At 47.9% G+C, this 12,342-nt stretch carries 7 protein-coding genes; 2 read left to right on the top strand and 5 right to left on the bottom strand.

The annotated features are described in order from the left end of the window. The 3 genes from AC58QG_RS16415 to AC58QG_RS16405 all read right to left on the bottom strand — a co-directional run bounded on the left by AC58QG_RS16415 (position 1) and on the right by AC58QG_RS16405 (position 3,196). Entirely contained in the window at positions 1 to 879 is an 879-nt protein-coding gene (locus AC58QG_RS16415; RefSeq protein ID WP_497363191.1) for a carbohydrate ABC transporter permease, read from the bottom strand. Positions 880 to 913: 34 nt separating this feature from the next. Further along, the gene (locus tag AC58QG_RS16410; RefSeq protein WP_497363190.1) at positions 914 to 1,804 is read right to left on the bottom strand and encodes a carbohydrate ABC transporter permease; all 891 of its coding nucleotides are present in this window, start codon (positions 1,802 to 1,804) and stop codon (positions 914 to 916) included. Positions 1,805 to 1,876: 72 nt separating this feature from the next. Beyond that, entirely contained in the window at positions 1,877 to 3,196 is a 1,320-nt protein-coding gene (locus AC58QG_RS16405) for an ABC transporter substrate-binding protein (protein ID WP_497363189.1), read from the bottom strand. A gap of 128 nt (positions 3,197 to 3,324) precedes the next feature. Between AC58QG_RS16405 and AC58QG_RS16400 the strand changes: the two genes are divergently transcribed. Beyond that, a complete protein-coding gene (locus AC58QG_RS16400) occupies positions 3,325 to 4,800 on the top strand; it encodes a sensor histidine kinase (protein WP_497363188.1) in 1,476 nt (491 codons plus the stop codon). Positions 4,801 to 4,836: 36 nt separating this feature from the next. Then, positions 4,837 to 5,523, top strand: a complete 687-nt coding sequence (locus tag AC58QG_RS16395; RefSeq protein ID WP_497363187.1) for a response regulator transcription factor — start codon at positions 4,837 to 4,839, stop codon at positions 5,521 to 5,523. 296 nt (positions 5,524 to 5,819) lie between these two features. Here AC58QG_RS16395 and AC58QG_RS16390 read toward each other — a convergent pair whose 3' ends face one another. Next, entirely contained in the window at positions 5,820 to 7,409 is a 1,590-nt protein-coding gene (locus AC58QG_RS16390; RefSeq protein WP_497363186.1) for a discoidin domain-containing protein, read from the bottom strand. Between the two features lie 83 nt (positions 7,410 to 7,492). Next, positions 7,493 to 12,331 carry a CBM96 family carbohydrate-binding protein gene (locus AC58QG_RS16385; protein ID WP_497363185.1) on the bottom strand — a complete coding sequence of 1,613 codons (4,839 nt, stop codon included), beginning with the start codon at positions 12,329 to 12,331 and terminating at the stop codon, positions 7,493 to 7,495. Positions 12,332 to 12,342 lie beyond the last annotated feature (11 nt).

Below are 12,342 nucleotides of genomic sequence, written 5' to 3'. Positions count from 1 at the left end.
TCACCCTTTAACCGCTCCTGCGGAAATCCCTTCAACGAAATGGTCTTGGGCCATAAAGTAAATTAGAATGGTTGGAATAATAGCGCAAACCGCAGCTGCCATTAACGGGCCGTACTCCGTAGCATGCTCCGATTGGAAATGCTGCATGCCGAGCTGGAGCGTAAACAACTTATCCGAATTCAGGTAAATTAAAGGACCGAGGAAATCGTTCCACGCATGCATGAAGGTAAAAATCGTCAAGCTGGCAATTGCCGGTCGAATCAACGGTAGAATGACCCGCGAATAAATGCCGAATTCACTCAGTCCGTCGATTCTGGCCGCTTCTGAGAGTTCCTCCGGAATGGCCATAAAGAACTGTCTGAACAAGAACACACCGAATGGACTAAAAGCCCCTAGAAGAATCAACGCCCAATGCGAATCGATTAGCCCAATTTTCTTCATTAACATGAACTGTGGAATCATCATGACCTGGTATGGCACCATCATCGTCGCCACATATAAGAAGAACAGTTTATCCCGTTCGGGAAATTTCACTTTGGCAAATGCGTACGCCGCCGTGGAACATGTAATAATTTGCAGCAGCGTAGTAAGTACGGCAATTTTGATCGTATTCAAGTAATAAGTGAAGAAAGGAAGCTGCGTCCATACCTTGCTATAATTTGACCAGTAAAAGTGGCTCGGTATCCACTGAATGGGGAAGCTAAATATTTCCGCTTCGGACTTCACGGATGCTGAAAGCATCCAAAGGAAAGGAACAACCATGGACAAGGCAACAGCGGTAACGACCAGATATAACAACGTTTTTCTGACTACTGCGCCAAGATGTGGGCGCCTCGACAGCCTCATTGTTATCTGACTTGATTCTATTTGCATACTCATGCTGGCTTCTCCCTTCTCTAACCCGATAAGCTCGTTAGGAATAGTTCACCCAACGTTTTTGTCCTCTAAATTGAATCAGCGTAATAACTAGAATAATCGTAAATAGCACGTAAGCCATCGCAGAGGCATAGCCATATTCAAAGCGTTGGAAGGCTGTGTAATAAATATCGTAAACCAACATGTGCGTTGAACGACCTGGCCCTCCTTTGGTCAAGACGAACACCAAATCAAACACTTTGAACGAATTGATGATGCCCATAATCACCGTGAAGAAAATAACAGGCGACAGCATCGGCACCGTAATTTTACGAAATTGTGAGACTTTGCCTGCACCATCGATTTCAGCTGCCTCATACAGATCCTTAGGAATCCCCTGCAAGCCTGCTAGATAAAGTACCATGTAATAACCGATGGAATGCCAGATACTGACGATGATCACCGAAGCGAGCGCCCATTGTGTTGAAGCAAGCCACATAGGCGGATTATCGATCCCGATGCTTCTGAGAACCCCGTTAATGGGACCCATGGTCGGGTTATAAAGCAGCTGCCACACGACGGCTACGGCAATCGTTGCTGTAATGTGCGGCAGAAAAATCGCCGTTCGGAATATTTTAACGCCTCTCAAACCTTTATTGAGGGCGACTGCTGCCAAAATTGCAAGGAACAATGTCACCGGTACGGAAACAGCTGTCATAATTAAACTGTTGAGCAGGGAGATACGGAACGTTTCATCATGCCATAAGTGCGTATAATTCGAAATTCCAGCCCATTTAATTTCGCCAAACCCATTCCATTCTGTAAAGCTCATGAGGAAGGAAGCACAAACTGGCAAGCAAATGAAAATTAAAAATCCAAGTATATTGGGAAGCAAAAATGTATACCCTGTCAATCGATTACGTCGTAATGCTTTGCTTGAAACCTTCATCTGCCTCACCCCTATTGAAACAATCGAGCTTCACTTTCATTCAGTGAAACCCGACTGTTTCTGTTCTATTCCTTATTTCTTGCCTGCTTTGAAATCCTTGGCATATTTATCTGCCCATTCGGAAGCAACGCGCTGACCGATCTTCTGAATCGCTTGATCGACGGTTTGAGCGCCTGTTAAAGCCATTTCGCCTTCTTGCTTGTAGACGCTGTTCACCAATATGTTTTTCACACCAGGAAGAAGCGGATATTCCGGATATTCCTTTTGTTCCACGAAATAATGGATGTTTTTAGGCTTCAAGCTGCCGTCGCCAATATAGGTTTTGCGAATATCGTCATTGATAAAGCCTGTGAGGAAGCCTTTTGCCGCAAATTGCTTAGCGCCTTTCACACCGGTCATGAATTGAACCACTTTGAACGCTTCTTCTTTATGTTTGGAGTTTTTGCTGACCATCAACGATACAGGAGTCGCCAAGCTTGTGTTAGCAGCTACGCCATCTGGATGCGGAACCGGTACAACGTCCCAATCAAAGCTAATTTTCTTCTCCGTTTCTGCTTGTCTAAGTTGAGCCACATGCCAATCCCCGATCAAATTCATCGCTACATTTCCTTTTTGGAAAGCGGAGTTGTAATGAGCGGACGTGGTAATTTGCTCTGCCCAGCCCATGATCGAGCCGTCTTTTTCCATGTCCATTCGGAATTGAAGCCCCTTCTTAAATGCGGATAAGTCTTTATCGATGATCGAAGCGCCAGCTTGAACGCCTTGCATGTACCACGTTTGTGCCCACGGATGTACGAATGCACCATACACTTTATTCGTGCCATCGCCTTTCGTCATCTTCTTCGCTAGCTCACGGAAATCGTTCCATGTCATATCCGCTTTCGGATAAGCAACGCCTGCTTGGTCGAACAACGTTTTGTTGTAAAATAGCATCCAATTGGATTTCCGATACGGAAGTCCGAACACTTTATCGTTCACTTTTAACGCATCGTACAACGGGCCATATCCGGATACATCGACATTCGCTTTTTTGACATAATCGTCTAAAGGCTCTAGTATGCCAGTATCCAAGAACACGTCCATCGTGCCGCCGAACAAATCCATATCCTCACCCGAGGACAGCTGCATACGTAGCTTCTCGTAATACTGTGCTTGTGGAATCGTTTCGAATTGCACTTGAATATTCGGATTCTCTTTGCTAAATTCGGCATAAGCCGTTTTAAACGTTTCCAAATCATCCGGAAGTACAGTTGCTTTCAAATTTACTTGTGCCGCTTTGGCGTCCGGGGAAGTTGTATTTTTATCTCCCGTCGTTGTCCCAGCGGAGCCGCATCCTGCCAGTAATCCCATCAGCAATGTGCCGGTCACACCAAGCTTCAAACTTTTTTTCATTGGACACTCACCCTTTTTTTGATATGATTTGTTTGCGTTTTCTTAATTTGAATTATACGTAGATGCCAAGGAGTCTGACAGATGAATGTTTTATTCCCCCTTTTGGCGGAAGAGAAGGAAGTGATCCGATGCTGTTCGTTACGCTTGTCCTGCTTATTTTCACCATATTGTTCACGTACAAAAAGCTAAATCATGCGTCAACCCGCTTCATGTACGGCATCATCATCGGCTGGGTGCTATCTTTCGTATCCTTCACGTTGTACCTGAGTAAATTCAATTACTACTACAATGTCATTCACGGCTTCTTTGATTTCAGTCCTGGCACCTGGAATTATTTGGTTTTAACCAAATTCAATCCCAATTGGCTCATTCGCATGCTGAACATCGGCGTAGGACTGTTCTATTGCTCGCTGCTTGGCTTTGCCATAGCCTTCACCCGCAGTCTTAGCCTTTCAAAGCAGCGGTTCGTTTATGGCAGCATCTCCATCTTTTTTATTATCGAGACGGCTTACTATGATCCCGCTTTTCATATCGCACTAAGCAATTGGATCGACAGCCTGCTTTTCTTGAACACGATCGAAATTGCCTTAATGAGCCTTCGCTACCTCATACTTTTTGTTGCTTTTGGCGTGCTCATCAACTATTATTTGAATTATCCGAAAATTAGGTTTATCAAAAATTTAACATTGTATCATGTTCTGCTCTTTATTCCGCTTGTCGTGATTCATCTATTTATTTTCTCATGGGCCCCGAAAGTATTGGTCAAGGAAACGTATTTGAAAGGGTATTTCAACTATCTGCAGCCTCCCCTTGGCTATCAGTCGATCTTACTTCCTGTGTTTCCATTTGCCATTTATTTAACCCTAATTTTGATGATATACCTGGTGTACAAATTTAACTCGATTGAGAATTACCGCAAAAACCGCGATATTCAAATCAATAAAAGCATCGACACGGCTACGCTCGGAACGCGCGCTTTTACCCATGCGCTCAAGAATCATTTGATCGGCATACAGTCCGAAGCGACCTATCTGAAAGAGCGCCATCAGGCGGACAGCGAGTCCCTCTATAGCCTTGACCTCATCTTACAATCGTCGCAGTCGGCGCTCACCAGTATTAACGATGCCGCAGATAAATTAAAAAATATGAACCTGAATCTCCAGCCGATGTCCATCGATCTTCCGGTTCAACAGGCTATTGCTCGGTTAAGCGAACAAGCCATCGGCTGCCAAATTGACTATTCCCCTGGCACGCTGCCGGCTAATAGCTATATTGATTCGGGCCATTTGACCGAGGCCATCTATAACTTGCTCCTCAATGCCAGCGAATCCTTGCAGTTCCGAGATAACGGCCGCATTGTGGTCGAACGGAGCCAGCAGAACGGCTGGGCGCTCATCCGGATTTCTGATAACGGTCCTGGCGTTCCCGAGGAGCATTTGGAGGCGATTTTCGATCCTTTCTTCACCACGAAAGCTTCGGTAAATAACTGGGGGATCGGCTTGTCCTACTGTCATAAGATCATCTTAGGCCATGATGGCAAGATTGTCGTAGAAAGTAAGAAAGACGTAGGAACGACCTTTACGGTGTTCCTGCCGATTATCTAAAGGATTGGACAGCTGACGAAAGGGGAGGACTGCACAATGACACAACAACCTATCCGTATTCTCATCGCCGATGACATGGAAGCCCACCTCAGAAGGCTGGAAAGGACATTTGCCAGACATGATGATTTTGCCTGTGTGGCTCGCGCTTCATCAGGTCACGATGCGGTTATTCAAGCAGCGCTGCACCAACCGGATGTGATTCTCATGGATATCGAGATGGAATCCCAGTTTGCAGGTATTCAAGCGGCGAAATTAATTAACGAAAAATACCCTCAAATGAAAATCATTGTACTCACCGTTCACAAGGATGAGAACTTCATTTTCGCGGCCTTCCAGACGGGCATCACCGACTATTTGCTTAAAAATGCTGCTGACGTCGAAATCATGGAAGCTGTACGATCAGCGTACATGAATGCATCGCCTATCCGCCCCATGATTGCCGAGAAGATACGCGAAGAATTTGCACGGGTGAAGCGAGCAGAAAGCTCCTTGCTGAATATTATTCAAATCATTTCGGAGCTTACGCCCAGCGAATTGCAGGTGCTAAGGCTGCTATGCGAAGGCAAGAAGCGGAAGCAAATTGCCGAAGAACGCTGCGTTGAGTATGAAACGATCAAGAAGCAAATCAATTCCATTCTCAAGAAATTCCAAATGCCCGATTCAGCTGTCGTTATCCACACGATTAATGATTTGCGTATTTTCGAAGTCATGAAGAAGCTTTAGTATAAGGAGCGGCTCGTGCGCTACCCAACTTGTATTAACTGGAAAAAGTACAACTATTTACTAGAATTCCCCTCAAAAAGTCGATTTACATGGAAAACATGTAGTTAATTCTGCCTCTTTTGTTCAGATAGGTTAATATGGTTAAAATTAACTGTAGGTTATCCATCTATCCTGCGTTTGCTCTGAAAATCGAAAGATTTAACTGTAGAAAATCCATCTATTTGCCGGAAGCATAGAAGATCGTCAAATAGCATAAAAAAGAAGACCTAGCAGCTAGGTCTTCTTCCATTTCTCTCTCAGTTCCCCCAAATCGAGTTCAAATACGTATCATCTGGCATAGGCGGCATGGTCGGATTGGTGGCGGACAACGTCGTATCGACTGTCCATGCACCGCTGGCCGGCTGCTGGGAAGCTTGATAGGTATAGCTGGTTTTCGTGTTGGTTGCCGATGACCAAGAAGCCGAGCCCATTCCACCGATGATGACCGAATCCAGTGCTACAAAATTCGTACCATTGCCATTAAACGCCGCTGTTCCCGCTTCCGTTGCTCCTCCAGCAAGGAAAGGATAGCGGCTTCGTGCTACGCTTCCCGCTGCAAGATAGCTATGATCGAGGACCAGCCCGTTCAAACTACCTGTTTGAATGGAGCAGTTGTTGCTGGAGAAGATGGCGGAATCGCGGATCGTCATATTGGAATAAGCTGCCGAGCCAGCGAATTGCATCGTATCCGTATGCGGCTTCGGTGTGGTAGCTGGATTAAAGAAATGAGGCGCAAGATAGATGCCGTCGAAGCGCCACCCGTCAATAGGGCCGGACGACACGGAATAGAAATCAGAGGCATCACCATCGACGACTTGAGATTCCGGCATGACAACTTCGCTGAATTCTACCATGGATGTTGTCTGGTTCGCGATACCGTACCCTGCCAACCAACGGGTCACTTTGGTCCAAGCCAAGGCTGAGCGGTCGCAGCCTTCAAGCTTGATTTGGTCAGCGATCAGTCCGGCGAAGGCCACACCTCGCACATTCTTGATCAAAGCTCCTCCTGTAATGACCACCGTACCATAACCGTCACGAGGAGCCACTGTAATTCGCTTCGTCCAGGATGAAGAGCCCAGATTTTGCAGCACCGGCGTATTTCCTGAACCGGCCCCGTTGCCTGTCAATGTGCCGGGAGCGACGCGGATCAGGACCCCTGCTGCTGCCTGTTCAGGCGTCACAGCCGCCATCGCCGTGCTGATTGCCGACCAAGAGTTGCTGACATCGATAATGTTCGTTACCGAGGTGTCATACATAAAAGGGGTGGGAATCAGAGATGGCCAGTGTGTACCGTTCGGTCCAAAAGAGGCATCGCGCTCTGGCTCATCGCCTGGGTCTGGACCAGGATCTGTCGTTCCCGACGGTGCATAAACCTCTAATTCATAGATGGAATAGCCATACGTCGTCGCAGGGGTGATCCCCTGTACGCGCACATATCTGGCTGTGGCTGCTGCTGCAAGCGTAATGGCGTCAACTCCACCATCACCGCTCGTAGTTGAATATACATCCGTCCAAGTGGAGGCATTACTGGAAAGCTGGATCTTATAAGCCGTTGCGTAGGCGCCCTCCCATTGGATAGTCACGCTGCCTACATTTTGCGATGAGCCCAGATCCACATACATCCATTCGCTGCTTGTATAGTTCGAGCCCCAGCGGGTTGTGGTGCTGTCACCATCCGTAGCTTTATTGGCGGCTAAGGCACTATTCTTTACTGAACTAGCGACAGCACTTTTGCCCAGAGCTAGATTCCCTGATGCATGAACAGGTGTTTCCCACCCTGGGAGTAAACAAGCGATTGTAAACAGAACAACCAGACAGAAAGCGAACATAGACATAGTCTTCTTCATCAAGTCATCTCCTCATACGCCGTCCTTCACGGACTAGCGTGTTATATCCTAATAGATGATTATGACATAGCTTTCAGTGCTCTTCAGTGCTTCGTTACTTTGACAATCATCGTATCACTGGATGTGGCACCCGCATAGTTTACAAGTTCACCACGATACTCATACGTACCTTTTTCTTTATTCGTTACGATTACCACAGCTGATTGAGCATTTGGCGTATTCACAGTCAACGCTTGCGAATAAATGAGGACGCCATTTTCATACAGGTTATATGTCGCACCATTGGTTCCCCACCACATGTTCATGTTAACGTTGAAGTTTCCGTCACCATCCCAATTATCGTTAGCAAGAACTGGTTTAGCAGGAGCTGCATGTTTAACTGTAACGGTTAAATCTCGGCTTTTGCTCATACTAAACTTATTCGTAAGCTCAGCGTAGTATTTGTAAGTACCATTCGGCTTGTTAGTTATGGAAGTTGCCGTAGATTGCGCATTAGGCGATTTGTCCGTAAGAACCTGTGTATCAATTAACACATCATTCTCATAGAGCTTGTAAAGTGTGCCATTATCGCCATACCACATATTCATTGAAATTTTATAATTACCATCCAGCAGACCCGTATCCTGCCCATTGTCGTCTGACAGTACGACAGTACCAGGTTTAGCAACGGCTAAGTCATTAAGTACAGGCTCTACATTCCGCACTGGAATCTGGGACGGCTGGCTAATCACATTCTCCCAAAGCTCTTTCAGCCAATAGTAGCCCACATTCGCGTCTGCGGTGAATTCATCCCGAATGCCAAGCGACTTACCTTTCGCATAACCTGAATACCCATTTACCGCTTTATAAATTAGATCTGTACTGCCAATTGCATATCGCGATTGGATCAATGCAAGATCCTCCGGAGAACCCGATGTCGCAACACCATAATAATAGGCCTCCAGCAAACTAAGAATGCTGTTATTCCAGCCCCTTGTCACATAATCGAGGTCGCTTCGAATGCCATTCGCATCCACCGAGTCGAATTCCTGTGCCATTCCCATCACACCTACATTAGGTAAGCCTTCCGGATTGTTTACAAAAGCCCGCAGCGTATCGTTGCTGTATAATTGTGCTTTCACCGTTTTGTTGTACATAATCAGCGCGCGTTCTTTCATCCATTCGAACGGCTGATCCAACGTGTGGCCTCTAAACGTAAATTCATTCTTCACAGCTGCCTCGAGCGCGGTCTTACCTGTTTGACGGAAGGTCCAGGCAATGCTGGAAAGCCCCGCTGCCTGAAGCTTGCTCATAAAGCTGTCATAATCAAAACTGAGCAGGAATTCGTTCGCATTGTCGGCCCCACCTAGATAGCGGACCGTAGCTAGTGCACTGGCAATAGCGCCTTCCACATAATTTGGATTCCAGCCTTTGTTGAAATTGCCCAACTGATCGATCCCCGTTGAGAAATTGTTGTCATCATCATGTCCCCAATGCGCCGATACCAAATGCGCTTGCATAATGAGGGTGATTTTGACTTTCTCCTCCGAAGTCAGATCATTCCAGACCGCAGGAATCGTCGAAGCGAGATCAAGCGCTTGAATCGCGAGAGATGTCGCCGATGTATCCAGTGAACCGGATGCGCCAGGCTCCCGCTTGCTTCCAGGTACAAGCATATTGCGAATATTCGCCAGAATCCGGTCTTTAATCATCGTACCGTCGCTGCCCTTATAGGAAGGATCATATAAAGCAGCTGTCGTCAGATACATCAGGGCGGTACCGCTTCGCAGGCTGTGCGACGTCCACTCCAGACTTAGCTGATATTGAAGCAGCGGCTCGCGGAGCGCGCTGTCGATCATTTTGTGACTGAACGGGAAGGCGTGCAGATCCTGTGCCAGGGTCGTCACAGACACACTCGCGCTTGGCTCTGACACTTTATTGGACATGTCAGTTGCTGTCACGTAATAGCTGTATGCGGTCTGCGGCGTCAATCCCTCATCCACATAAGCGGTCAGGTTCGTCGTACCCAGCAGCTCGCCGTCTCGATAAACGGAATAGAGCTTGATGCCCGAATCGTCCGTGGAAGCCGTCCACGCTAAACGAATGGCTTTCGAAGATTGTGCCCCCGCTGTAAACTGCCCTGGTGAGACTGGCGGCAGCAGATCAATCAGCTCTGTCCCGTATACGTTCATTTCGGAAAGCGTGACCCGATCGTTCGCACTGGCAAAACCTACTTGGCCGTTAACATACTGAGGCTCTTCCGCCTCTCCGATATAATCGCTGTCCAAATACACACGGATGATCGAGCCTAACCGGTCAATCCGCAGTTCCTGTGCCGTGCCAGGCTTCAGCAGGCCAAGGTTAAAATCCTTGAGTTGAACAAGCGAATTGTTCACCACGCGGAAAATGCCGTTCGTCGCGTCGTCATTGCTTTTATTCAAGGAGACAAAGCAGTAGTTCTTCTCATCAATATAGTTGAACACGACAGCTAGATCGTCCCAATCGCTTCGAGGTGTCACCATCACCTTGCCGGTCCATACAAAGTCACCTATAAACGGCGTCTTATGAACAATCACGTTGCGGAGCGGATCAGACCCTGCGCCCGCATATGTCGTTAAAGCGAGATTGCCGCTTGTCGCTTCCCATACCCCTTTGCCGTCGGAATTCACAGCAACAGCCCAAGCAGCCAGATCGAATGCGCCGCTCGCAATCGCAGTTACCTGCGGCAGCGCCGGCGGACTCAGTTCTGTCCATACGTCCAACTCCGGACCCGGCGTCCAATTCCCCTCGCTGTCCCCAGCTTCGATACGGAAGTGATGCATTGTCGAAGGTGTTAATCCTGTGAGCTGCAGCGACAGCGTATCACCGCTCAGTGTACGAATGATGTTCTCGCCGTCAAACAATCGATAGCCGGTTACATCCTCATTATCCAATGCCTGAGGCCAAGCCAGAATTGTTTTCGTCTTGGACGTGCCAGTTGCCGTCAGCATACTGCCGACCGGCCACGTAGGGACATTCACCCCAGATGGCGGGCGAACCTCCACGTGGAAAACGGTTGTATGATCTTCGAAGGTTACAGTAATCCACTGCTCTGCGGCTGGCGCGCTGCTGTCAAAGCCGCTCACTGTATAGCTGGTCAGTGGATACGTTGAGTCATCTTCATAAAGACCATTGACGACAAGACCCGTCAGATCCAGCTTATCACCCGGATAATAGACAGTTTTAATCGGCGGATTGGCGACTTGAATGCTTGTGAGAGGAGCTTGTGCAGTCCTCATGACAAGCCGCGGTTCTTTGCCCACTCCTGCCGCATTCTGCTCCTTGGAGGCAAAGGTGATCTGCTGACCATGCACCTGTCCTAAGAAAGCAAAGGACAAGGCCTCATCCTGCCAATGGGATTTCACATAGTCTGTCACATCGAATTCATAGAACTTGGTTGCCGGTCCTACCGTGACTACAGTTAGTGGATCGGCAACATTGGCAGGCGCATTATTCCAAGTAATCCCCAGTTCCTGCCAGGAATTATCATTAACCGGATACACGCCTACACCTCCGGTTGTCCCGGTAGTATCTGTTCGATAAACCTGGAGCGTGACGCTGACAACCTTCTGAGGATCGCGAATACCCAGGTCCGCAAGCGCGAACCTCGTATAAATTTTGCGCGTTGCCGCATTGCTGTTATCCTTCTTTAAGACAAGCAAATCCCAAGTGCCGTAGTTCGTATCCGCACGCGAGACTAAGGTATACGAATCTGCCGCAGGCAATAACTGTCGTTCTTGCAGCTTTAGTATGTGTACCTGAAACTGTGTCGCTTGACCTTGTGCCGTTACCGTAATGGTTTGATTCGCTACCGAAGCGCTGCTGTCAAAACCGGTCAACTGATACTGATCACTCGTCAATACGGCCGAAGTACCATTGATATAAATGCCCTTAACGACAAGCCCCGTCCAGTCCGGAGATTCTCCGACATTGTAGATTGTCTTCGCTGGCGGCGCCTCAATCGCAATAGAGCTCAGCGACAGCGGCTGGATGCGCACGGAGAAGCTAGCCGATTTACCTTCCGACGTAACGGTGACCGTCTGATTCTCGGCAGGCGTGCTGCTGTCAAATCCAGAGACAACGTAGGAAGATACCGGGGCTGTTACACCGTCTGCATACGTCCCCGTAAGGGCCAAACCACTCAAATCCAGCGTCTCGCCTGCATAATAACTCGTTTTGACAGGCGGATTGGCGATGGTCAGCGCTGTTAATTCGGGTCCATACAAACGAAGGGCCAATTCAGCGGCATTCGCATTCTCCTTGGAGCCGAACTTTGCCGTAAAGCCATCAATGGCGGATAACTCCAATGAAAAAACGGACTTATTCAAGGCGAGCTGGCTATTCACATAATCGGTCAACCCCAGTTCGATCCATTGTCCTGCCGTTGCTGGCAGCGTTGACGTGAACAGCGAGCTGCCGCCAGCCACATTAACAGCTAGTGTGCCTCCTTCATCAGGAATCGTGCTATTCCAGGTAATCCCGCTTTCTGTCCAATTGCTATTTACAGCGCTGACTCGCATCCTATTGCTTCCTGCGGCAGTCATGCTGTCCACATACAGGCGTACTTTCGCTTCCGCTACAGAATGGGCATTCAGCCGATTTAACCGGGAAAGGTCAAATTGCAGATAAGCATTCTGATTGCTGGCTCCTTTCGAGTTCTGCCATCTGACTGACAAGAGCGATTCATTCCCGTAATTGATATCCCGTGTGCCTCTCTGGATGTAGGTATCGGCTGAAGGCTTCAGCCCCATCTCTTTGTACACGCTTTCATTTACACTAGTAGTGACACTGTTGTTTGGATTAGCATCGGCATCGCTTGCAGCATACGACATGAACCCGAACCCAGGTGAAAGCAATCCAAGAATCATAACCCATACAAGACCTATTGCAATTGTCCTTCTCATCCTCATTTTCC

Source organism: Paenibacillus sp. J22P169 (genome assembly GCF_059691995.1).
Note: the sequence above shows the minus strand (reverse complement) of the source record. Positions and strands in the feature narration are given on the sequence as shown.

Excerpts from the sequence above, each read along its gene's own strand:
- AC58QG_RS16415 (WP_497363191.1), bottom strand. The coding sequence starts at position 879 with ATGAGTATGCAAATAGAATCAAGTCAGATAACAATGAGGCTGTCGAGG.
- AC58QG_RS16410 (WP_497363190.1), bottom strand. The coding sequence starts at position 1,804 with ATGAAGGTTTCAAGCAAAGCATTACGACGTAATCGATTGACAGGGTAT.
- AC58QG_RS16405 (WP_497363189.1), bottom strand. The coding sequence starts at position 3,196 with ATGAAAAAAAGTTTGAAGCTTGGTGTGACCGGCACATTGCTGATGGGA.
- AC58QG_RS16400 (WP_497363188.1), top strand. The coding sequence starts at position 3,325 with ATGCTGTTCGTTACGCTTGTCCTGCTTATTTTCACCATATTGTTCACG.
- AC58QG_RS16395 (WP_497363187.1), top strand. The coding sequence starts at position 4,837 with ATGACACAACAACCTATCCGTATTCTCATCGCCGATGACATGGAAGCC.
- AC58QG_RS16390 (WP_497363186.1), bottom strand. The coding sequence starts at position 7,409 with ATGAAGAAGACTATGTCTATGTTCGCTTTCTGTCTGGTTGTTCTGTTT.
- AC58QG_RS16385 (WP_497363185.1), bottom strand. The coding sequence starts at position 12,331 with ATGAGAAGGACAATTGCAATAGGTCTTGTATGGGTTATGATTCTTGGA.